General features: G+C 66.4%; 21 protein-coding genes. 12 read left to right on the forward strand and 9 right to left on the reverse strand.

Annotated features, from left to right (window positions below):
• Positions 1 to 123: 123 nt before the first annotated feature.
• Together DIS04_RS07485 and pdxR are read left to right on the forward strand one after the other, a co-directional pair.
• Positions 124 to 1,071: a GGDEF domain-containing protein gene (locus tag DIS04_RS07485; RefSeq protein WP_245904515.1), complete on the forward strand. Its 948-nt coding sequence runs from the start codon at positions 124 to 126 to the stop codon at positions 1,069 to 1,071.
• On the forward strand, positions 1,055 to 2,584 hold the full coding sequence (gene pdxR, locus DIS04_RS07490; RefSeq protein ID WP_111413147.1) for a MocR-like pyridoxine biosynthesis transcription factor PdxR: 1,530 nt from the start codon (positions 1,055 to 1,057) through the stop codon (positions 2,582 to 2,584). The genes DIS04_RS07485 and pdxR overlap by 17 nt, the downstream gene beginning before the upstream one ends.
• A 4-nt stretch (positions 2,585 to 2,588) precedes the next feature.
• Here pdxR and DIS04_RS07495 read toward each other — a convergent pair whose 3' ends face one another.
• Genes DIS04_RS07495 through DIS04_RS07505 form a run of 3 tightly spaced genes read right to left on the reverse strand, consistent with a single transcriptional unit; the run spans position 2,589 to position 4,426 of the window.
• Positions 2,589 to 3,341, reverse strand: coding sequence for a GNAT family N-acetyltransferase (locus tag DIS04_RS07495; protein ID WP_245904516.1), 753 nt, complete (start codon positions 3,339 to 3,341; stop codon positions 2,589 to 2,591).
• Positions 3,338 to 3,949 (reverse strand): FMN-binding negative transcriptional regulator, encoded by a 612-nt coding sequence (locus DIS04_RS07500; RefSeq protein ID WP_111413148.1) that lies wholly within the window; start codon positions 3,947 to 3,949, stop codon positions 3,338 to 3,340. Before DIS04_RS07500 ends, DIS04_RS07495 begins: the two co-directional genes overlap by 4 nt.
• A gap of 12 nt (positions 3,950 to 3,961) precedes the next feature.
• On the reverse strand, positions 3,962 to 4,426 hold the full coding sequence (locus DIS04_RS07505; protein WP_111413149.1) for a GNAT family N-acetyltransferase: 465 nt from the start codon (positions 4,424 to 4,426) through the stop codon (positions 3,962 to 3,964).
• 215 nt (positions 4,427 to 4,641) lie between these two features.
• Here DIS04_RS07505 and DIS04_RS07510 point away from each other — a divergent pair, with 215 nt between their 5' ends.
• Both DIS04_RS07510 and ogt read left to right on the forward strand, forming a co-directional pair.
• Entirely contained in the window at positions 4,642 to 5,556 is a 915-nt protein-coding gene (locus tag DIS04_RS07510; RefSeq protein ID WP_162623036.1) for a DNA-3-methyladenine glycosylase family protein, read from the forward strand.
• A complete protein-coding gene (gene ogt / locus DIS04_RS07515; protein ID WP_111413151.1) occupies positions 5,540 to 6,067 on the forward strand; it encodes a methylated-DNA--[protein]-cysteine S-methyltransferase in 528 nt (175 codons plus the stop codon). The genes DIS04_RS07510 and ogt overlap by 17 nt, the downstream gene beginning before the upstream one ends.
• Before the next feature lie 13 nt (positions 6,068 to 6,080).
• On the opposite strand, the gene DIS04_RS07520 is transcribed toward ogt, so the two are convergent.
• Complete coding sequence (locus DIS04_RS07520) at positions 6,081 to 6,572, reverse strand: MarR family winged helix-turn-helix transcriptional regulator (protein ID WP_111413152.1); 492 nt, start codon at positions 6,570 to 6,572, stop codon at positions 6,081 to 6,083.
• Positions 6,573 to 6,642: 70 nt separating this feature from the next.
• Between DIS04_RS07520 and DIS04_RS07525 the strand changes: the two genes are divergently transcribed.
• Both DIS04_RS07525 and DIS04_RS07530 read left to right on the forward strand, forming a co-directional pair.
• Complete coding sequence (locus tag DIS04_RS07525) at positions 6,643 to 7,581, forward strand: DMT family transporter (RefSeq protein ID WP_111413153.1); 939 nt, start codon at positions 6,643 to 6,645, stop codon at positions 7,579 to 7,581.
• Positions 7,582 to 7,596: 15 nt separating this feature from the next.
• Positions 7,597 to 8,238 (forward strand): nitroreductase family protein, encoded by a 642-nt coding sequence (locus DIS04_RS07530; protein WP_111413154.1) that lies wholly within the window; start codon positions 7,597 to 7,599, stop codon positions 8,236 to 8,238.
• Here DIS04_RS07530 and DIS04_RS07535 read toward each other — a convergent pair.
• On the reverse strand, positions 8,235 to 8,546 hold the full coding sequence (locus tag DIS04_RS07535) for a cupin domain-containing protein (protein WP_162623037.1): 312 nt from the start codon (positions 8,544 to 8,546) through the stop codon (positions 8,235 to 8,237). The genes DIS04_RS07530 and DIS04_RS07535 overlap by 4 nt on opposite strands.
• A gap of 216 nt (positions 8,547 to 8,762) precedes the next feature.
• Here DIS04_RS07535 and DIS04_RS07540 point away from each other — a divergent pair, with 216 nt between their 5' ends.
• Genes DIS04_RS07540 through DIS04_RS07550 form a run of 3 tightly spaced genes read left to right on the forward strand, consistent with a single transcriptional unit; the run spans position 8,763 to position 10,783 of the window.
• A complete protein-coding gene (locus tag DIS04_RS07540; protein ID WP_111413156.1) occupies positions 8,763 to 9,122 on the forward strand; it encodes a YciI family protein in 360 nt (119 codons plus the stop codon).
• 7 nt (positions 9,123 to 9,129) lie between these two features.
• Positions 9,130 to 10,377, forward strand: a complete 1,248-nt coding sequence (locus DIS04_RS07545) for an RNA polymerase sigma factor (protein WP_218938136.1) — start codon at positions 9,130 to 9,132, stop codon at positions 10,375 to 10,377.
• 43 nt (positions 10,378 to 10,420) lie between these two features.
• Positions 10,421 to 10,783 (forward strand): DUF1428 domain-containing protein, encoded by a 363-nt coding sequence (locus DIS04_RS07550; protein WP_111413158.1) that lies wholly within the window; start codon positions 10,421 to 10,423, stop codon positions 10,781 to 10,783.
• On the opposite strand, the gene DIS04_RS07555 is transcribed toward DIS04_RS07550, so the two are convergent.
• Positions 10,780 to 12,063, reverse strand: coding sequence for an MgtC/SapB family protein (locus DIS04_RS07555; protein ID WP_111413159.1), 1,284 nt, complete (start codon positions 12,061 to 12,063; stop codon positions 10,780 to 10,782). The genes DIS04_RS07550 and DIS04_RS07555 overlap by 4 nt on opposite strands.
• Positions 12,064 to 12,217: 154 nt before the next feature.
• Between DIS04_RS07555 and DIS04_RS07560 the strand changes: the two genes are divergently transcribed.
• On the forward strand, positions 12,218 to 13,090 hold the full coding sequence (locus tag DIS04_RS07560) for a bifunctional nuclease domain-containing protein (RefSeq protein ID WP_245904517.1): 873 nt from the start codon (positions 12,218 to 12,220) through the stop codon (positions 13,088 to 13,090).
• A 56-nt stretch (positions 13,091 to 13,146) separates the two neighbouring features.
• Here DIS04_RS07560 and DIS04_RS07565 read toward each other — a convergent pair whose 3' ends face one another.
• Positions 13,147 to 14,835: a methyl-accepting chemotaxis protein gene (locus DIS04_RS07565; protein ID WP_340148166.1), complete on the reverse strand. Its 1,689-nt coding sequence runs from the start codon at positions 14,833 to 14,835 to the stop codon at positions 13,147 to 13,149.
• 624 nt (positions 14,836 to 15,459) lie between these two features.
• Between DIS04_RS07565 and DIS04_RS07575 the strand changes: the two genes are divergently transcribed.
• Positions 15,460 to 17,172 (forward strand): methyl-accepting chemotaxis protein, encoded by a 1,713-nt coding sequence (locus DIS04_RS07575; protein WP_111413161.1) that lies wholly within the window; start codon positions 15,460 to 15,462, stop codon positions 17,170 to 17,172.
• A 73-nt stretch (positions 17,173 to 17,245) separates the two neighbouring features.
• On the opposite strand, the gene DIS04_RS07580 is transcribed toward DIS04_RS07575, so the two are convergent.
• Positions 17,246 to 18,058 (reverse strand): acyl-CoA thioesterase, encoded by an 813-nt coding sequence (locus DIS04_RS07580; protein WP_111413162.1) that lies wholly within the window; start codon positions 18,056 to 18,058, stop codon positions 17,246 to 17,248.
• Positions 18,059 to 18,121: 63 nt separating this feature from the next.
• On the opposite strand from DIS04_RS07580, the gene tadA reads away from it, so the two are divergent.
• Entirely contained in the window at positions 18,122 to 18,613 is a 492-nt protein-coding gene (gene tadA, locus DIS04_RS07585; RefSeq protein ID WP_111413163.1) for a tRNA adenosine(34) deaminase TadA, read from the forward strand.
• 75 nt (positions 18,614 to 18,688) lie between these two features.
• Here tadA and mltF read toward each other — a convergent pair whose 3' ends face one another.
• Positions 18,689 to 20,155, reverse strand: coding sequence for a membrane-bound lytic murein transglycosylase MltF (gene mltF / locus DIS04_RS07590; protein WP_111413164.1), 1,467 nt, complete (start codon positions 20,153 to 20,155; stop codon positions 18,689 to 18,691).
• Positions 20,156 to 20,290: the final 135 nt, after the last annotated feature.

The following is a 20,290-nucleotide window of genomic DNA, read 5'->3' on the forward strand; positions in this document are numbered from 1 at the left end:
GAGACGCGTGAGTAGCGGTATGCTGCATCCAACTTGTCTCGAAAGTGTCGCAAAGATGCCATGAAGGGCTCGCAGGGCAGGATCGATCATGAGCGGCTATCCGGGGGAGCGCATGCTGGCCGCTTGCCAGCCGACCCCTGCGGCGCGATCCGAAACGAACTCGAACAGGCGCGCGAGGAGATCAGGCGTCTCCAGCGCACCCTGAACCGGATCCAGCAGATCGCCCGGCTGGGCTACTGGAAGGCCAGCCTCAAGGAGAACGAGCTGTTCTGGTCCGAGACGACCTACGACATCTTCGGCGTCGATCCCGGCACCTTCACCCCCAGCATCCGTGGCTTCAAGGCCATGGTCCATCCCGAGGACCTGGAAAGCGTCGAGGCCAGCATGTGGCGCGCGCAGGAAACCGGCACCCATGACGTGGAGCACCGCATCATCCGCCCCGATGGCGAGATTCGCTGGGTTCACGAGCTGGCAGACTACGTTCCCGAGGGCGACGAGCAGATCCTGATCGGCACCGTGCGCGATATCACCGAGCAGAAGAAACTCGAGCTGCGCCTGCGCCAGTTGTCGCGCACCGACGAACTCACGACACTCTACAATCGTCGCTATTTCATGCAGCGACTGCTCCAGGAGCTGGCCCGTTACCGCCGCTACGGCAGACATGCTTCGGTGGTGCTGTTCGACTTCGATCACTTCAAGCGCATCAACGATACGCATGGCCATCCCGCCGGCGACCAGGTGCTGCTGAACGTGGGCAAGCTGCTGCGCGAAAAGCTGCGGACGAACGACATCCCGGCGCGGCTCGGCGGAGAGGAGTTTGCCCTGCTGCTGCCGGAAACCAGCCTCGAGGAGGCGGTCGGCGTGGCGGAAAAGGTGCGCCAGCTGGTGCAGGAGCAGGCCTTCACCTCGGAGGAGGGGCACCGCTTCGGCGTCACCATCACCTGTGGCGTATCGGCATTCCACGGCACCGAGGAGACGGTGGAGGCGATTCTCCATCGTGCCGACCAGAATCTATACGAAGGCAAGCGAGCCGGGCGCAATCGGGTCGTGGCGGATGAACCGGGTCGCTGAGGGCGCGGCGCCACGAGCAAGGACCCGCCTGGAACGCGCCGACTGGCTGGCCGATGCGCTGGGCCTGGCGCTGGGGGAGCCGTCGAGCCAACCCTTGTCCAGCCGTCTCTATCACACCCTGCGCGAGTGGATCCAGGCGGGTCGGCTGACCAGCGGCCAGCGGCTGCCTTCCACCCGGCAGCTGGCCCGCGAGCTGGGTCTGGGGCGCAACACGCTGCTGGCCGCCTTCGATCAGCTGCTGGCCGAGGGGTTTCTTGCCACCCGCCATGGCGCGGGCACCTTCGTTGCCGACCTGCCGTTCCATCACGTGCAGGCGCCCGCGACGGACGGTGTCGCTCCAGCCTCTCCCCCGCGCGCTGGTCCCCCGTGGCTCTCCTCACGCGGCACGGCACTGCTCGCCTTCTGCCACTCGCGAGAGGGGCGCTACTCCGCCTTCGTTCCCGGCGTGCCCGCGCTGGATCGCTTCCCGCATGCCGAGTGGCAGCGGCTGCTGCGGCATCACCAGCGGCGCATGCCGTTGGACTGGCTCGACTACCAGGCCCAGGGGGGCGTGCCGGCACTGCGCGAGGCGCTGGCCGACTACCTGTCGCTCGCCCGCTCGGTGCGCTGCCGCCCCGAACAGATCCTCATCGTGCAGGGCGCCCAGCAGGGCTTCGAGCTGATCGTGCGGCTGCTGAGCGACAGCGGCGACGGGGTATGGCTCGAAGAGCCGGGCTATCACGGCGCCCAGGCCTGCTTCATGGCGGCCGGTCTCGCCATGACGCCGGTGCCGGTGGATGGCGAGGGCATGTGCATCGATGGCATGTCCGGTCCCCGGCAACCGCGGCTGATCTACGTCACGCCTTCGCATCAGTATCCCAGCGGGGCCACCATGAGCCTGGCCCGGCGCCTGGCACTGCTCGAGGTCGCCGAACGGCATGGCGCCTGGATCGTGGAAGACGACTACGACAGCGAGTTCCGCTACGCGGAGCGGCCCATCGCCGCCCTCCAGGGCCTGGTGAACGACTCGCGGGTGATCTACGTCGGCACCTTCAGCAAGGTCATGTATCCCGGCCTGCGGCTGGGCTACCTGGTGCTGCCCGAGGCGCTGGTGGGGCCCTTCCGCCGTGCCAATGCCCGGCTTCATCGCGAAGGGCAGTACGCCGTGCAGGCCGCCGTGGCGGAATTCATCGCCCGCGGGCATTTCTCGCGCCATGTGCGGCGCATGCGCGACTGTTACCGCCGGCGTCAGGCGCTGCTGCGCAAGGCGTTGGCGCCGGCGCGGGGCCTGCGGCTATCCGACGGGCAGGCCGGGATGCACCTGGTCGCCTGGCTCGACGAGCCCGAGCACGAACGCATCCTGGTCGAGAACGCCGCGGCGCAGGGGATCTTGCTGTCCCCATTGTCGAGTTACTATCTCAACGCCCCCGGCCGGCCCGGCCTGGTACTGGGCTATGCCGGTACCGTCGAGGCCGAGATCGAAAGGGCAGGCCACTGGCTGGCTCAGGCGTGGTGTGAATTGGCAGACGCCTAGTCGTTCAGCGGTACGTCTGCGTCAGCGCCGACAGTGAGCTTATCTGTCTGCCCTCTCCATCGAAGTTTTCCGGCGCAAGCCAGCGCTCCAGGCATGACTCGACGGAAGGCCACTCGCCGTCCAGCAGGGAAAACCAGGCGGTGTCGCGACTGTGTCCTTTCTCCACCCGGTGCTGACGGAACACTCCCTCGAAGCGAAAGCCCAGCCGCTCGGCGGCACGCCGCGAGGCGGCATTGAGCGCATTGCACTTCCACTCGTAGCGCCGGTAGCCCAGCGCGAAGGCGTGGCGCATCAGCAGCAGCATGGCTTCGGTGGCCGCCGGCGTGCGCCGTAGCGCTGGGGTGAAGTGGATGTGGCCGACCTCGATGCTGCCGTGCTCCGGCACGATATTGAGGTAGCTGGCCAGTCCCAGGGCACGATCGGAGTCCACCTCGACGATGGCGTAGAAGAGGGGATCCTCGCTGCGCGCCCGTTCGGCCAGCCAGATACGGCACTGCCCGGCATCGGTGAACGGCATGCCGCCGGAGTAGGTCCAGCGTGCCGCCGGGCCATCGTGCAAGCCCTCGCCCGGCATCATGAAGGCGGCGTGCAGCGAATCGGCATGGCGTTCGGCCGCGAGCGGTTCGAGGCGAACCCTGCGGCCCAGCAGCGGTATTCGATCCGGCCGGCGTGTCGGCTGCCAGTCGGACATGGCGGCGCCGACCGGTTGGCCAAAGTCGTTGTGGCTCATGTTGTGGCTCACGTCGGCCAGGGTCATGACATGCCCTCCTCATTGGCCAGTTGTTGCATGTAACGCCACAACTGGCGTGCCTGCGGGTCGCGGCTCTCGGCCAGGGCTGCCTCGACGCCGGCCTGGTCAGCCTCAGAGCGCTGACGGCCTAGCTTGGCCTTGCCCACCAGCGTCTCGATGGGCAGGCGAAAGCCGACCACGCCGGTCTGCATCTTCTCCAGGTAGCCTGGCTCACGGGACAGCGAATCGAGCAAGGCGGGCTCAAAGTGAGCCAGGCTGCGATCGAGCAGTTCACGCGTGGCCTCTGTCCCCAGCAATTCGAGGGTACCCGTGGCGTGTACGGCCAGGTAGTTCCAGGTGGGCACGGCTGGCTGACTGGCGTACCAGGCCGGTGAGACATAGGCATGGGGGCCGCTGAAGATCGCCAGCGCCCGATTGCCATCGAGCGTTCGCCAGTGCGGGTTGGCTCGGGCGAAGTGGCCGTAGAGCGTGCCCTGCTCGCCTTCGCTGCGTTCCAGCAACAGGGGCAGGTGGGTGGCCTGCAGGTCGGCGCCGACCAGGACGGCGAAGCCGTGGCGCTCGATCAATTCCCAGGCCTGATTGCGCCCGAGCTGCATTGAAGGGGGAGCGTACATGGTGCCTCCGGGTCAGCCTTGGTTCGCTTGCGTGGCGAACAGTAGTCCGTAGTGGTAGAAGGTGGTGTCGCGCTGCCAGCCGAGCGATTCGTAGAGTGCCTGGGCGGTGCGATTGGTGATTTCGGTGGCGAGCTTGAGGTGAGCAACGCCATGGCTTTCGGCCAGTTCCCTGGCGGCTTGCATCAGGGCGCGGCCGACACCGCTGCGGCGCGCCTCGGGCGAGACGAACAGATCGTTGAGCAGCCACAGCGGTGCCAGGCGGACGGTGGAGAGCAGCGGATAGAGCTGAACGAAGCCCTGCAATTCTCCTTGCGGCCCTTCATGCACCAGGAGATGCGAGTCGCCGCGCGACAGGCGTGCCTGCAGGAAGCGCCGGGCGCCTTCGAGATTTGGCTCCTGGCGATAAAATTGACGGTAGCCATCGAGCAGCGCGCTGAGCGGCTCCAGGTCGTCGAGGGTGGCAGGGCGTACGGGCATGGCGGGCACCTCGCGTTGGCGGTAGGGGGCATCCCAGTGTGAAGCGAGGATGGTTCCTTGCTAAGAGCCATTTCGAGGATGTTTTGGAGAGCCACTTTTTCTGCCATTCAGGTCCGAAAACCGGCAGACGATGGCTGCGCCCAGGCTAGAATGGAGCCATGGACCTCTCGACCGAAACCAACCGCGCCAATGATGCGACTCGAATGACCGAGTCGATGTTGCGCTTGTCTTACCGGCCACCCTATGACTGGCACGCGGTGCTGGCCTTCCTGGCCCGGCGGACGATCCCGGGGCTCGAGCGCATCGACAGCGAGGGGTATCACCGAATCTTCCGTCTGGGCGGAGCGCTAGGTCGCGTCACGGTGCGCCACGCGCCTGAAGAGAATGCGCTGCGGGCGTCGGTCCGGCTCTCTTCGCGTGAGGCCCTCCCGGAGATGGGCGAACGACTGCGGCGGCTCTTCGATCTCGAGGCCGATCCTGTGGCAATAGGCCGTAAGCTCAGTCGCGACGCCACGCTGGCGCCGCTGGTTGCGCAGCGCCCGGGGCTTCGCGTGCCGGGAGGATGGGATCCGTTCGAGGTCGCCGTGCGCGCCATCCTCGGTCAGCAGGTCAGCGTCGATGCGGCCACGCGGCTGGCCGCCAGGCTGGTCGAACGGCTGGGTGAGCGCGTGTCAGGCCAGGAGGACACCGGCCTGGAGCGGCTATTCCCTGCGCCCGAGCGGTTCACTTTCGATGAGATCAAGGCGCTCGGCATGCCCGGCGCACGCGCCACCGCCCTGGTAGCGCTGGCGACTGCCTACCGCGAGCAGCCACGGTTGTTCGAACGGCGCCAGGATCTCGACGAGACCGTGGCACACCTGTGCGCCCTGCCAGGTATCGGCGAGTGGACGGCGCACTACATCGCCATGCGCGGCCTGCAGGAGAGTGACGCCTTCCTGCCGAGAGACGTGGCGCTGCAGCGGGCGCTGGCAGAGCAGGGCCGGCGCCCCACGCCGCGCGAACTGCTGGCGCGCGCCGAGGCCTGGCGGCCCTGGCGTGCCTATGCCGTGATGCACCTGTGGCATGCCGATGCGGCCACCACGACGGCAGCAAAACCGCAACGGGAGAAACGCGATGCGGCTCTGGCTTGATCGACTGCCGTCCCCCGTGGGCGAGCTGAGGCTGGTCGGCGACGACCAAGGGGCACTGCGCGCGCTGGAATTCGACAGCCACGATGAACGGCTGCATCGTCTGCTGGGGCGCCACTATCGGCATTACGAGCTCGTCGAAGGGGCGGCGCCCGAAGCCATCCGCCAGGCGCTGGAGGCCTACTTCGACGGCGATCCGTCCCATCTCGATGGGCTGCCGGTGGCCACTGGCGGCACCGAGTTCCAGCGCGCGGTATGGCAGGCACTGCGACGGATTCCGGCCGGCACCACGATCAGCTACGGCGAGCTGGCGGCCAGAATAGGGCGGCCTGGTGCCAGTCGCGCCGTGGGCCTGGCCAACGGCTCCAATCCGGTGGCCATCGTGGTGCCCTGCCACCGAGTGATCGGGGCCAATGGCACCCTGACCGGCTATGGCGGCGGGCTGCCGCGCAAGCGTTGGCTGGTGGAGCACGAGCGGCGCCATTTGCAGGGAGACCTGTTCACCCTCGCCTAGCGACAGGGGCTGGTCAGTCTCCTTCGGACAATCCCTCCAGCAGCTTGCCGAGCAGCCTGCTCAGCGTTCGCTGCTCCTCGCGGCTGAGGGCGCCGAGCATCCCGGCTTCGTTTTCCACGTGGCGGGGAACCATTCGGTTCATCAGCGCCAGGCCCTCCTCGGTCAGCGACACCAGCGTGCCACGTCGATCCTCGGGATTCGGCGAGCGTACGATCAGGCCCGCCTTCTCCAGTCGATCGAGCCGGCTGGTCATGCCCCCCGACGAGACCATCAGCGTCTCGAACAGCTGCGTCGGCCCCAGACGGTAAGGGGCGCCCGAGCGGCGTAGCGTCGCCAGCACGTCGAACTCGCCCGCCTGGAGGCCGTACTCCTTGAAAAAGGCCTGGAGGCGCTCCTGGGCGAGCTGTTGGGTGGTCTTCAGATAGCCCACTACTTCCATCGGCAGGAGGTCGAGCTCGGGCATCTCCTGTTGCCATTGAGCAATGGCGTGCTTGACACGGTTCATAGGCGCATTTATCTTTCCATCAAGATACTTTGTGTCGAGAATCTTTTCCCGCACTGAACAGGAGCCGATCATGACCAACTCAACCAAGTCACGCAACCGCACCGGCTGGTACGCCCTGGGTTGCCTGCTGCTGGTCGGCAGCCTGCTGGCCCTGTCGCTGGCCGTGGCCAAGCTCGCCGACGGTGCCGGTGCTCCGCGCCTGAGCTTTCTCATGGTGGCCGTTTTCGTTGCCGGCGTGCTGCTCCTGGCGCTCGCCGCCCTGCAGCGCCAGCCGATGAAGCTCGACCGCCGCATCGTCGAGTATGCCTTGGTCTCGGGCGCCCTTTTCGCGCTGCCCAATGCGCTGGGGTTTCTGGCGGTGCGCCACGTGGGGGCGGGATTCGTCTCGCTCAGCTTTGCCTTCCCGATCCTCGTCACCTGGGTGCTGGCGGTGGGGCTCGGCATGGAGCGCATCAGAGCGCTGCGGCTTTCCGGCGTGCTGCTGGGTCTGGCGGGCGGGGTGTTGCTGGCGTGGGCCAAGGCGGGTGGCATGCAGGGGGCCCAGGGCTGGGTGGCTCTGGTGCTGACGATTCCGCTGATCATCGCGCTGGGCAACATCTATCGCACCCTGCGCTGGCCCGACGAGGCGGAGCCGATCTACCTCGCTGCATTGATGCTGCTGGGGGGCGCCCTGGCGCTAGCCCCCTTCGTGCTGGCGTTCGAGGCGCAGCAGTTCGGCCGGTTGGTCGGCTCGACAGGGGTGCTCAGCCTGCTGCTCGCCGAGGTTGCCGTCTTCACCGTGCTCTACGTCTTCTACTTCGTGCTGCAGAAAATTGCCGGCCCCGTCTATCTCAGCCAGATCGGCATGGTGGCGGCCCTGGTCGGCACGCTGATCGCCGTCTCGTTGCTGGGCGAGGCGGTACCGCCCTACCTGGGCCTGGCGGGGGGGCTGGTGATCCTCGGTGCGGCTCTTTTCCACCGCGGCGCTGCGCGCCGTGACACGACTCCGCCTGCCACGGCGGAAGCCTGACCACAGGAGAATCTCATGTCCCTCATGGAAGCCCTGCACTGGCGCTACGCGGCCAAGCGCATGAATGGAGAAGAAGTGCCACAGGCCACGCTCGATACCATCCTCGAGGCAGCGAGTTTGGCGCCGTCGTCCTACGGCCTTCAGCCCTACAGTGTGCTGGTGGTGGAAGACCCGACGCTGCGCGAGCGGATTCGGCATGCTGCGTGCGACCAGCCCCAGGTCAGCGAATGCTCCCACCTGCTGATCTTCGCCGCCTGGGCCGAAGTGGACGGCCGGCACGTGGATGAGCTGGTGGCGTTGACCGCCGCGGCCCGCGGTATCGACCCGGAGGAACTGGAAGGGTATCGGCAGTCACTCCATGCCGCCGTTGCCGGCTTTGCCACCCCCGAGGCACGTCACCAATGGGCAGCGCGACAGGCCTATATCGCCCTGGGCACGGCCTTGACCGCCGCGGCAGCGGAACGGATCGACGCCTCACCGATGGAAGGGTTCGACCCGCCCGCCCTGGACGCCCTGCTGGGCCTCGAGCAGCAGGGCCTGCGTAGCGTGGTGCTGCTGGCGCTGGGCTATCGCGATACGGCGCAAGATCGCCTGGCCGGGCAGGCCAAGGTGCGCTGGCCCAGGGAGCGCTTCGTGCTGGTATGGGACGGGGCCTAGATGCTGCCTTCCTTCTCGACCACCAGTACCCGGGCTTCTCCCAGCGGGCAGGCGACATGTTCGGTGCCTACCGAGGCGAAGAAGATGTCGCCCACCTCCAGCAGTCGGGAATGCTCGACGCCTGCGCTGCGGTAGCGCATCTCCACCTGGCCATCGAGCACCACGAAGACCTCTTCGCCGTCATTGACGTGCCAGCGGTAGGGCCGGTCGGTCCAGTGCAGGCGGGTGGTGATACCGTTCATGCTGGCGATGTCCTTGGCGCCCCAGGCGCGCTCGGCGGTGAAGTCCCGGCTACGGGTGATTTGCATGTTTATACCTGCCTTAAATTTTCATTCAGTACACCAAGGGCATGCGCATAAGCAACTCCTATTCACGAGTTAGTGAAGCGGCGATTCACGCGGTGGCCGAGGAGCTGGTGGCGGCCGGGTTGATCTAGGAGGGGCGTGTCGATTTCCAGGGCGCCCGCACGACTCAACAATGACGGCCAGTGAGCTAGTCTTGTCAACGACCCAGGAGAAACTGACATGCAATACATGCTGATGTGCTGTATCGACGAAGCGCTGTGGAACGGCCTGCCCGATGCCGAGCGCGATTCGGTCATGAACGACTACAACGCCCTGATCCAGGAGATGGTCACCAGCGGCCACTACCGCGGCGGCGCCCGGCTGCAGTCGGTGGATTCGGCCACCACCCTGCGCGAGCAGAACGGCAAGGTGGTGACGCTGGACGGGCCCTTCGCCGAGAGTCGCGAGCAACTGGGTGGCTTTCACGTAGTGGAATGCCGCGACCTGGACGAGGCCCTGGGGCTGGCCCGACGCATCCCGCCGCTGCGGGTCGGCGGTTCGGTCGAGGTGCGACCGGTGGACCCCGCCTATCGACTGTGAGGCCTCAGTGACCCTGGACGAACTCTATCGCCGCGAGTATGGCCGCGTGCTGGCCAGCCTGATTCGCCGTTTCGGCCACTTCGAGCTGGCCGAGGATGCCGTGCAGGCGGCCTTCGAGGCGGCGATGGTGCAGTGGCCGGCCCAGGGCTGGCCGCCGAACCCGACCTCGTGGCTGATCGCCACTGCACGCCACAAGGTCGTCGACCAGTTGCGGCATCAGCAGATGCGCGAGCGCAAGGGCGACGAGCTGCGCCAGCACCTGGAACTGCTGCTCGATCAGGACCTCGAGGCCGAGCCGCGCGACAGCCTGCGCCTGATCTTCGCCTGCTGTCACCCGGCCCTGGCGCGACCCGCCCAGGTGGCACTGACGCTGCATACCCTGGGCGGGCTGCGTACCGAGGAGATCGCCCGCGCCTTCATGGTGCCGGTGCCGACCCTGGCCCAGCGGCTGGTGAGGGCCAAGGCCAAGATCCGCGATGCCGGCATTCCCTTCGAGGTGCCCGACGACGCGGCGCTGGGGGAGCGCCTGGAGTCGGTGCTGGCGGTGATCTACCTGATCTTCAACGAAGGCTATGCGGCCAGCTTCGGCGACGACTGGGTGCGCAGCGACCTCTGTGCCGAGGCGATTCGCCTGGGGCGGATGCTGGTGCGGCTGCTGCCGGCGGAACGCGAGGCGCGTGGTCTGCTGGCGCTGATGCTGCTGCACCACTCCCGGCGCGACAGCCGTACCGACGAGGTCGGCGACATCGTGCTGCTGGAGGAGCAGGATCGCACGCGCTGGAACGTCGACGAGATCGCCGAGGGCAGCGCCCATGTCGAGGTGGCGCTGCGTGGCGGCTCGTTCGGCCCCTACGCCGTGCAGGCCGCCATTGCCGCGCTGCATGCCCGGGCCGCGACAGCGGCGGAGACCGACTGGCGGCGTATCGCCGCGCTCTACAGCCTGCTCTACGCCGTTCAGCCCACCCCCGTGGTGGCGCTCAACCGGGCCGTGGCGATCGCCATGGCCGATGGGCTGGAAACGGGCCTCGAGCTGCTCGAGAAGATTTCCCTGCCCCACTACCACTTGCTGCCGGCGACGCGCGCCGACCTGCTGCGCCGGCTGGACCGCCACGCCGAGGCGGCGGTGCACTACCGCGAGGCGCTGGCACTGGTCACGCACGACGCCGAGCGACGATTCCTCGAACGCCGCCTGGGCGAGGTGCAGGCCAGCGCCGCCGATGTCGATTTGCCGTTGGCTGGTTCGAAAGAGGGATGAGGCCTCTTGGCTATCCCAAGTTCATTACTCAGGAGAGATTCCCATGAGCTACGTTGATGGTTTCGTCGTGCCGGTTCCCGAAGGGAACCTCGACGCTTACCTGGACATGGCCCGGCAAGCTGGCGAGATCTGGCGCGATCACGGCGCGCTGGAGTACGTGGAGTGCGTGGCTGATGACGTCCCGCCGGGAGAGCACACCTCCTTCCCGCTGAGCGTCAAGCTCGAACCGGGGGAGACGGTGATCTTCGCCTGGATCCTCTACGCCTCGCGCGAGGAGCGCGACCGCATCAATGCCAAGGTGATGGAGGACCCGCGCATGGCCGGCATGATGGATCCTGCGAACCATCCGTTCGATGGCAAGCGCATGATCTGGGGTGGGTTCCGCGAGGCGCTGAGGCTGCCCTAGCCCGGGGTCAGCCAGGCGACGCCAAGTCCCACCACCGCGGAAGCCAATGTCGGGCCGGCAATGCAGCGGGCCAGGCGAGCATTGCCGGCGCTGACCGACAGCACCACCTTGAACAGATTGTTGACCGAGGCTGCCAGCACGATGCCCTGCACGGCGGTGGAGAGTTCGATGGTGCTCGCCGCCATGCGGCTCAGCGACAGGGCAACGGCATGCACGTCCGCCATGCCGGAAACGGCGGCGAGCAGGTAGACGCCGGCATCGCCGAGCCAGGTGCGCAGCCACTCGCCCAGCACCATGACCACCGTCAGCAGGGCGCCGAGCAGCAGCGCGGCACGCAGCTCCAGCGGGTTCTGGGTCATCGGCCGGTCGGCCTTGAGGTCGCGGCGATGGCGGCGCCATAGCCACAGTGCCGGCAGAAAGAGCGTCACGCCCATGGCAGCGACCGGTGCCAACAGGCGCGGCAGCAGCGCGGGGCCGAGCAGGGCGGCATAGAGCAGCAGGCGCGGCAGCATGGTGCCGCAAGCCAGCAGGATGCCCGCGGCCAGCATCGGCGCGAGTTCCGGCTCGCGCTTCGATTGGCGGGCGTACTGCAGGGTCAGGGCGGTGGAGGAGGTGAGCCCGGCGAACAGCCCGGTGAACAGGATGCCCTTCTCGGTGCCGCCGAGGCGCACGGCGAAGTAGCCGACGAACGAGATCGAGGCGATCAGCACCACCAGCCACCAGATCTCCCGAGGATTGAGCACGCCGCCGGGGCCCATGTCCTCGTTGGGCAGCAGCGGCAGCATCACCACGCTGATCAGCAGCAGCTTGAGCCCGGCGTCGAGTTCGTTGGCCTGAAGCTTATTGAGCAGGCCGTGGATCTCACGCTTGTTGTCGAGGATCAGCGCCGTGACCACCGCGCAGGCCGTGGCCAGCCCAATGTCCACCGCCACCGCCAGGGCGCCGAAGCAGAAGGTCATCAGCAGCCCGATCAGCCCGGTGATGCTGTAGTCCTGGCTCTGCTCCAGGCGCGCCCGATAGCCCACCAGGGCGATGCACGCCACGGCCACGAGGATCAGCGGAAAGGCCCAGCGCGTGAGTACTTCCGACAGCAGGGCCGCCACGCCGCCGAACAGTCCCACCAGCGCGTGGGTACGTACCCCGGCGACCCGCTCGCCCCATTCCCGCTCGCGGGCGACCCAGCCGCGCTCGATACCGATCAGCGCGCCCAGCAGCAGCGCCACGGCCAGTTCGACGAGCCGTGTATTGGTGGCCAGAAACTCGCCGGCGACTTCCTCCATGGCATTTCCCTTCCCTGGAAAGCATGTTCCTAGCGTGGAACGCCGCACGGCTTCCGGCAAGCCCGCATGGCATCGGTCGGGCGAGGCATGGCATGGCGAGAAGGCGGTCGGGGTGCCATGCTGAAGACTGACTGCATGTGTGCGGGAGGGGCCGATGCCGTTGCCCATTCGCTGGCGCTATCTGCTGTCGCTGCTGTGCGGTGCCGTGCTGCTGGCGGGCTCGCCGCTGGCGGACACACGTGAACTCGCCGCCGAGGTCGACGAGATGGTCGAGGTGGAAGTCGCCACGGTGGGGCTGGCCGGCTTCGGCGGCCCGCCGGTGGTGCTGCTGCGAGAGCCGGGTGTGCGTGAGGTGATCCCGATCTTCATCGGCCCCAGCGAGGCGGGAGCCATCCTGCGCGGGCTGGCCGGCGAACGCCCGCCGCGGCCCATGACCCATGACCTGCTCGGCGACGTGCTGGGCGAGATCGACGTTACCCTGGAGCGGGTCTATGTCGATGCCATCATCGACAACACCTTCTTCGGCATGCTGGAGCTGAGCCTGCCAGGGGGTAAGGGGACGCTGCTCGTCGACAGCCGGCCCAGCGATGCCATTGCCCTGGCCATCCATGTGGGAGCGAGCATCCACGTCTCGCCGCAGGTGCTCGAGGCCGCCCGCAACATCGACTACGAAGGGCTGGACGAACAAGTGGTGGTGGCGCTGGGCATCACCGTCACGCCGGCTACCGACGACCTGCGCGAGGCGCTGGACCTGCCGGATCGTCCCGGCGTGCTGGTCAGCGACGTGCGCGGGCCGGCGGCCGAGGCCGGCCTGCGCCCCGGCGCGCTGCTGATCGAGGTCAACGGCGAGGTACCCGTCACGCCGCTACGTTACCTCGAGCTGGTGCGTGATACCGCCGTGGACGAGGACGCCCACCTGCGCTACTGGCAGGAGGGCGAGGAGAGCGAGCTCGAGGTCACCACCGAGGTGCCTCCGCCACAGCCCGTGCCGCGGCTTCGCCATGACGTGCCCGGCATACGCACCTGATCGCGGTACCCAAGGCAAGCGAGGAGCGGCCGGCCCCTGGCTGGCCGCTGGTTGTTTCAGAACGTTTCCCACTCCTCCTCGGCGGCGGGCGACGCTTGTGCCTTGCGCGGCCTGGGGTCCGCGGCGGGGCGCGGCAGCGCGGCGGGCCGGGCCGCAGGAGCGCCCCGTTGCTGCGTCTTCGGTTGTGAGGCCCCATCCTCTCCAAGGACGAAGGTTCCGATCAGGTCGCCGAGGTGCTGCGCGTGGCGGCGCATCTCGGTGGCGGCGGTGGAGGTCTGCTGCACCATGGCGGCATTCTGTTGGGTCATGGTGTCCATCTCGGCCACGGCGGTGTTGATCTGGCCGATGCCAGCGTTCTGCTCACGTGCGCCGGCGCTGATCTCGGCGATCACGTCGCTGACCCGCGCCACGCTGGAGACGATCTCCTGCATGGTGGCGCCGGCACGCTGGACGATCTCGCTGCCGTCGCGGGCGTGGGCCACGGAGGTGTTGATCAGGTCACGGATCTCCTTGGCGGCTTCGCCGGAGCGGCTGGCCAGGGTACGGACTTCCTGGGCGACCACGGCGAAGCCGCGGCCGTGCTCGCCGGCGCGTGCCGCTTCCACCGAGGCGTTGAGCGCCAGGATGTTGGTCTGGAAGGCGATGCCGTCGATCAGGCCGACGATCTCGGCGATGCGGCTCGACGAGGCGTCGATATCGGCCATGGTGCGTTCGACCCGCTGCATGGCGCTCTCCCCGTCGCGGGCGACCTGGGAGGTGGCCACCACCAGTTGGTTGGCCTGTTCGGCGGACTCGGTGCTGTGGTTCACCGTGGCGGTGATCTCCTCCATCGAGGCGGAGGTCTCCTGCAGGTTGGCGGCAGCCTGCTCGGTGCGGGTGGCGAGCTCGTCGCTGCCCTGGGCGATCTCCTCGGCGGCCTGGTTCACGCTGGCGGTGCTGCGGCGCACGTCGCGCAGGGTGTCCTGCATGCGCGAGACGAAGGCGTTGAACTGGCTCGCCAGTTCGCCGATCTCGTCGCGGCTCTCGACCTTCAGCCGGCGGGTCAGGTCGCCCTGCCCCTTGGCGATGTCGCGCATGGCCTCGGCGGTGCGGCGGATCGGGCGCACGGTACGGCGCACCAGCCAGATCGATACGACCGCCACGCCGACGAACAGGCCCAGACCCAGCAATGACGAGGCCAGAATGGACTGGCGCAGTTCGCTGGCTGCCTGAGACCGGGCGCTGGCCATGGCGGCATCGATTTCAGTGGCATAGACGCCAGCGCCGATCATCCAGCCCAGCTCCGGCACGTTCGCCGCGTAGGAGTACTTGGGCTCGACGGTCCCTGTGCTCGGATGCTCCCAGGGGTACTCATAGAAGTCACCGCCTCGCTGCGCCGCTGCAATCAGGTCCTGAAGGATGTACGAGCCATCCGGGGCCTGCAGGTCCCACATGTTAGTGCCTTCGCGCTCGGGCATCGGCGCGGTCACCACGTTGAGCCCGTCGTAGCCATAGGCGAAGACGTAGTTGCCGCCTTCGAATTTGATGGCACGCAGAATCTCGGCGGCACGTTCACTTCGCTCGGCGTCGCTGAGGTCGCTGGCTTGCAGGATGGGTTCGATGGCGGTGTGGGCGCTCTCGACCACGTCACGTACCCCTGCCTTGCGGGTATCGATGAGCAGTTGACGCTGTTGCTCCAGATTGGCCCGGCTGTCCTGGATGCGGGTATAGGCATCGATGACCACCAGGCTGAGGGTGGTCAGCAACAGGGGTAGTAGAACCAGGAGCAGAAGGCGAGCCTGGAGCCTCAAGGAGAATGAGGCCGTGGGAACCGATGCGTGCATTGCGAAACCTCGAAGAAAGGAAGTGTACTGATACGCTCGTAAGCACTTACTAACTTCGGCCGATTTCTACAATTCTTTAGGTCATCCTGACGCTCCGTGACTACGACGTTCGTTGGGTAGTGACCTCGTGGGGGCGTACGAATCGTGTCAGGGGGTATCGCGCAGACGGGTCAGTCCCTTCTGGGCGGTGGAGGCGACCCGCCGGCCGCTGCGGTCGTAGATGCTGCCGCGGGCGAAAGCATCAGCGTGCCACGACGTACCCGGTATTCGAATGCAATAAGCATGGAATATGCTTCTTTATCCTGCTGAATTCAAATTATAATTAACCAATTTATTCTAAAGTCGGTTCGCTATCGGCCGCTATAGGTATAGAGGCTCGCTGATATTTCTTACGGAAAATATTTTATCAGGGTTTTCCTGAGAGCGATCTTGCTGCCACTAGTGTGACGTTGATGTTATGAGCGAAACGCTTCCTGCTGGGGGGATGGCTCACTTAAAGAGAAAGTTGCCGGCGATATGTGCTAATGCATCGATGCGGAGGCGTCAATGAATATAACCATCAAAGCAAAGCTGATCCTGTTCAGTATCTTGTTTCTTGCGATTCTTGTTGTCGTCAGCGGATTTGGTCTGAATGGCATGAATAACAGTAACCGTGCCATACAGACCATATACGATGACCGGCTCATGGCTACGCGGCAGCTAACTCGAATCGACGAACTCATGCGCGCGAATATCATAGCCATGAGCCAGTTCGTGCTGAGCGATCCAAACCTGGAACTAGAAAGCAGCGGGGCACGATCGTTTAGCGACTTGCAGTCTCTTGTCGAGCATAACATCGAGGAAATAGGAACAATCTGGCAGCGCTTCAGGGCTACCGAGCAGTCGGAAGAGGGAGGTCAGCTTGCCGATGCGTTCCAAAGGAACCGGGGAGAGTTCGTTACCTCTGGCCTTCAATTGGCGATGAGCCATTACGCCGAAGGCGACTACCAGGCCGGCCATCGGGCCTATCAGGAGCAGGTGCTGCCGCTGTTTCAGGAGGCTAACGATGTGGCCCATGAACTCATCGACCTGCAGGAGCAGCTTGCCCTTGAAGAGTACCATAGTGCCCTGGATCTCTATGTCATTGAGCGTAATCTGATCATTGGTGCTTTTCTTTTTGCCTTGCTCGCCTCTACAGGGATGAGCTGGTGGCTAATTCGTTCTATCGGCCAGCCGCTCCGGCGGATGATGGATTACTTCGCTCTCATGGCAAAGGGAAAACTGGACCAACACATCGAGACAGGGACGAAGGATGAGGTGGGGCTTGCCCTGCGTGCGCTTGCATCCATGCAGGACCAGCAGTGCAAGCTCATCGTTTCCATTCAACAGTCAGCGGACAGTATCGCCACCGGCTCCAGACAGATTGCCTCGGGCAATATCGACCTCTCCCAGCGAACAGAGGAGCAGGCCTCGAGCCTTCAGGAAACGGCAACCAGCATGGAGGAGGTCGCCGCCACGGTGAAGCAGAACACGGAACATGCGGAGCAGGGGAACCAGCTGACTAGCGAGGTGAACAAGAGTGCCGAGATGGGCGGCGAGAAGGCCGAGCTGGTGGCGGGAAAGATGAAAGAGCTCAATGCGAGCTCGGAGAAAATCAGTGGCATCATCGAAGTCATCAATGGCATAGCGTTTCAGACCAATATTCTGGCACTCAATGCCTCCGTGGAGGCGGCTCGTGCCGGTGAGCAGGGGCGCGGCTTTGCCGTGGTGGCACAGGAGGTACGTAACCTTGCTCAGCGCTGTGCCGATGCGGCTCAGGAAATCCAGTCACGCGTCGATCTGAACGCGGAGATCGTCAGGGAGGGTAGCCTGCTGGTCGATGAGGCGGGCGCGGCGATGGAGGCGATTGGAGCAGGCGTGAAGCGGGTGTCGGCGCTGATGGATGAGGTGGCGAGAGGTTCCCATGAGCAGAATTCTGCCGTCGAGCAGGTCAGCGTGGCCGTGAACCAGATGGATCGGGTAACCCAGGACAATGCCGCCCTAGTCGAGCAGACCGCCAATGCCTCGGCTGCGCTTGAGCAACAGGCCCGGGAGCTAAGCGAGGCAGTGGCATTCTTCAAGATCGGGCAGAACGATACATCTCCGGCACATATGCCGAGCGTTCAGAGCACTTCCTCCACAGGCGATGCGCCAGCCCTGACCCAGTCGCCGGCGTCGTCTAGCAGCCCCCGGCAGAACCCGGCCGGTCGCCACCTGGAACCGGAATGGGACAGCTTCTGACAAGCCTCCAGCGGGCGCTTCCGAAATGAAGGAGCGTCCGTCCTCTCTTCCAGATCCCGCTTCTTCGGGGTCATTACTCGCGTAGCCTCGTCAGCCCCTCCTGGGCGGTGGAGGCGACCAGCCTGCCATCCCGGTCGTAGATACTGCCGCGGGCGAAGCCGCGGGCGCCGCCTGCCCAGGGGCTGTCCATGTCGTAGAGCAGCCAGTCGTTGACACGGACATCGTGGTGGAACCACAGCGCATGGTCGAGGCTGGCGATCTGCAGCCTGGGGTCGCGGAAGGTGATGCCATGCGGCACCAGGGCGGTGGTGAGCAGGTTGAAGTCGGAGCTGTAGGCCAGCAGGTAGCGGTGCAGGGCGGGATCGTCGGGCAGCTCGCCGGTGAGGCGGAACCACAGCCGCTTGCGCGAGGGCTGGCCCGGCTCGGCCTCGTCGCCGAGGTGCAGGAATTCGATGGGGTGGCCGGGAAAGCGCTCCAGGCGGGCGCTCGGATCCTGGGCCAAGTCTTCGGGGCTTGTCAGGGTGGGCACCATCTGGTGGGTCATTCCCGCTTCGCGGCCGTGGAAGGAGGCGCTGCAGAAGAAGATGGGGCGCCCCTTCTGGATGGCCGTGACGCGCCGGGTGGTAAAGCTGCCGCCGTCGCGCACGGCGTCGACCTGATAGACTACCGGGCGATGGGGGTCGCCGGGGCGCAGGAAATAGCCATGCAGGGAGTGCGCCTGGCGGCTGGCATCCACCGTGTGGGTGGCGGCCGACAGCGCCTGGCCGAGCACCTGCCCGCCGAACAGCTGCGGCAGGCCGAGGTCCTGGCTGCGGCCGCGGAACAGGTTCTCCTCGATCTCTTCCAGGCCAAGCAGGGCGACGAGCTCGTTCAGGGCATCGGTCATGGGGGGCTCCCTCGGGCGTATCATACGGTTGTTTCAGGCCACAGCATAACGGAGTCCGTGCCGATGCGCAGTGACGAATTCTACATGCACCGGGCGCTCGACCAAGCCCGCGAGGGGCTGGCCGCCGGCGAAGTGCCGGTGGGGGCGGTTGTCGTGGATGCTGCGGGCGAGGTCGTCGGCGTCGGCTACAATGCGCCGATCTCCCAGCACGACCCCAGCGGCCACGCCGAGATCCGCGCGCTGCGCGATGCCGCCGGCCGGCTGGGCAACTACCGCCTCGATGGCTGCACCCTCTACGTCACCCTGGAACCCTGCCTGATGTGTACCGGGGCGATCATTCATGCGCGCATTGCCCGGCTGGTCTATGGCGCCGCCGAGCCGCGGACCGGCATGGTGGAGTCGAAGGCCAACCTGTTCGCCCAGCCCTGGCACCACCATCGAGTCGAGGTGGAAGGGGGGATTCTCGCCGCGCGGGCGGCGCGGCTGCTCAAGGCCTTCTTCGAGGCCCGGCGCGAGCGCGGCGAAGCCTCGTCTGGCCTTCTCGACGGGGGCTAAGTCCGGCAGCGGGGGCGAGGCCGCGATGGCCTGGCAGGCGAGCAGGGCGGCATGGCGATGCCTGGGCGCGCGCTGCTAGAGAAGCGGCGAGATGATGTCGAACAGCGGGGCATCCTCCTCCTCGCCGTTCGGTGAGGCGTCGAGCTGCAGGTACTGCTGCTGGCTGCGATCGACATAGGTCAGGATCTCATGGTAGCGCCGCACGTTGCGCACGTAGATCACCGGCTCGCCGCCGCGAGCATAGCCATGGCGGGTCTGGCTGTGCCATTCGCGCTGCTGCAGCAGCGGCAGGGCCTCGCGCACGTCACGCCAGCTGTCCGGGTCGCCGCCGCGCTCCTCGGCGATGGTGCGCGCGTCGTACAGGTGGCCGAGGCCGACGTTGTAGGCGGCCATGGCCATGTAGAGCCGGTCGTCGCCCTGGATCGATTCGGGCAGGCGTTCCTCGATCTGGCGCAGGTAGCGCGCCCCGCCGTTGACGCTCTGGGCCGGGTCGAGCCGATCGCTTACGCCCATCTCGCCGGCGGTGGGCAGGGTCAGCATCATCAGGCCGCGTACCCCGGTGGGCGAGGTGGCCTCGGGGTCCCAGTGCGACTCCTGATAGCCCAGTGCCGCCAGCAGCTTCCAATCGAAGCCGGTCTCGCGTGCCGCCTCGCGAAACAGTTCGGCGTAGTCGGGCAAGCGTTCGTTGAGGTGGGCAATGAAGGTACGTGCACCGACATACTCCAGGTAGTCGTCGTGTCCGAAGTGGCGGGCGACCAGTTCGTCCAGCTGTCCTTCCTGCTGCAGGTCGGCGAGGAAGCGGTTGGCCTGCTGCTGGAGTCTCAAGCCGCCCTCGGCCGGAAAGGCCCAGGCCAGGCTGAGCGGCTTGCCCAGCCGGAAGCCGCGCTCGACGCCGGGAAAGAAGATCCGGTTGATGCGGAACTGGTGCTCGAAGACCACGGCCGCATCGAGGCTGCCGCTCTCCACCCGGCTGAGCAGCTCGGCCACTTCCACCTCGGGCGATTCGCGCCAGCCCAGCGCGGGATGATCGGCCTGCAGCTCGCGTAGAACCAGGTCGGTTCCCGAGCCGCGGATGGTGCCGACCTCGAGTCCGGCGAGATCCTCGGGCGCATCGATCGGCGGCAACCCGCGGCGATACACCACCAGCGGTTGCAGGTCGAGGATGGGGCGACTATAGATAAGGTCTCGCTGGGTCAGGTCCAGCGGCAGGGAGGCCGCGGCCAGGTCGCCTTCCTCACGCACCGCGTCCAGCGCGCTCTGGATGTGGTGGCGCGAATCCAGCGCCAGGCTGACATCGAGAAAGTCGGCGAACCGACGCATCAGCTCGTACTCGAAGCCGGTCGGGCCGTGGCGCCCCTCGTAGTAGGTGGTCGGCGTGTTGCGCGTGTGGATGCTGATGAAGTCGCGTTGCTTGACGGCTTCCAGCAGGCCGCTGGCCGGCGTGAAGTGGCGGTAGGGCGCCAGGCACAGCACGACACCCAGCAGCAGCAGGGCGGCCAGGCGCAGGCGGCTCAGCAGGGCACGACTATCGAGCTCGGGCATTCAGGTGATGATCGGCGATGGGGGCTTCACGATAACGGCCCGGGGCACGGCTGTCATCCGTTGCATTTCGTCTGCCCATCGCTTTCCAGTATCATGTCGCCTTTCTGCGCCGCCGTGCGCCCCCCTTCCTCCGCT

The organism is Billgrantia lactosivorans (genome assembly GCF_003254665.1).
In the GTDB taxonomy this organism is placed as follows: Bacteria; Pseudomonadota; Gammaproteobacteria; order Pseudomonadales; family Halomonadaceae; genus Halomonas; species Halomonas lactosivorans.

Excerpts from the sequence above, each read along its gene's own strand:
- pdxR (WP_111413147.1), top strand. The coding sequence starts at position 1,055 with ATGAACCGGGTCGCTGAGGGCGCGGCGCCACGAGCAAGGACCCGCCTG.
- DIS04_RS07495 (WP_245904516.1), bottom strand. The coding sequence starts at position 3,341 with ATGACCCTGGCCGACGTGAGCCACAACATGAGCCACAACGACTTTGGC.
- DIS04_RS07500 (WP_111413148.1), bottom strand. The coding sequence starts at position 3,949 with ATGTACGCTCCCCCTTCAATGCAGCTCGGGCGCAATCAGGCCTGGGAA.
- DIS04_RS07505 (WP_111413149.1), bottom strand. The coding sequence starts at position 4,426 with ATGCCCGTACGCCCTGCCACCCTCGACGACCTGGAGCCGCTCAGCGCG.
- DIS04_RS07510 (WP_162623036.1), top strand. The coding sequence starts at position 4,642 with ATGTTGCGCTTGTCTTACCGGCCACCCTATGACTGGCACGCGGTGCTG.
- ogt (WP_111413151.1), top strand. The coding sequence starts at position 5,540 with ATGCGGCTCTGGCTTGATCGACTGCCGTCCCCCGTGGGCGAGCTGAGG.
- DIS04_RS07520 (WP_111413152.1), bottom strand. The coding sequence starts at position 6,572 with ATGAACCGTGTCAAGCACGCCATTGCTCAATGGCAACAGGAGATGCCC.
- DIS04_RS07525 (WP_111413153.1), top strand. The coding sequence starts at position 6,643 with ATGACCAACTCAACCAAGTCACGCAACCGCACCGGCTGGTACGCCCTG.
- DIS04_RS07530 (WP_111413154.1), top strand. The coding sequence starts at position 7,597 with ATGTCCCTCATGGAAGCCCTGCACTGGCGCTACGCGGCCAAGCGCATG.
- DIS04_RS07535 (WP_162623037.1), bottom strand. The coding sequence starts at position 8,546 with ATGCAAATCACCCGTAGCCGGGACTTCACCGCCGAGCGCGCCTGGGGC.
- DIS04_RS07540 (WP_111413156.1), top strand. The coding sequence starts at position 8,763 with ATGCAATACATGCTGATGTGCTGTATCGACGAAGCGCTGTGGAACGGC.
- DIS04_RS07550 (WP_111413158.1), top strand. The coding sequence starts at position 10,421 with ATGAGCTACGTTGATGGTTTCGTCGTGCCGGTTCCCGAAGGGAACCTC.
- DIS04_RS07555 (WP_111413159.1), bottom strand. The coding sequence starts at position 12,063 with ATGGAGGAAGTCGCCGGCGAGTTTCTGGCCACCAATACACGGCTCGTC.
- DIS04_RS07560 (WP_245904517.1), top strand. The coding sequence starts at position 12,218 with ATGCCGTTGCCCATTCGCTGGCGCTATCTGCTGTCGCTGCTGTGCGGT.
- DIS04_RS07575 (WP_111413161.1), top strand. The coding sequence starts at position 15,460 with ATGAATATAACCATCAAAGCAAAGCTGATCCTGTTCAGTATCTTGTTT.
- DIS04_RS07580 (WP_111413162.1), bottom strand. The coding sequence starts at position 18,058 with ATGACCGATGCCCTGAACGAGCTCGTCGCCCTGCTTGGCCTGGAAGAG.
- tadA (WP_111413163.1), top strand. The coding sequence starts at position 18,122 with ATGCGCAGTGACGAATTCTACATGCACCGGGCGCTCGACCAAGCCCGC.
- mltF (WP_111413164.1), bottom strand. The coding sequence starts at position 20,155 with ATGCCCGAGCTCGATAGTCGTGCCCTGCTGAGCCGCCTGCGCCTGGCC.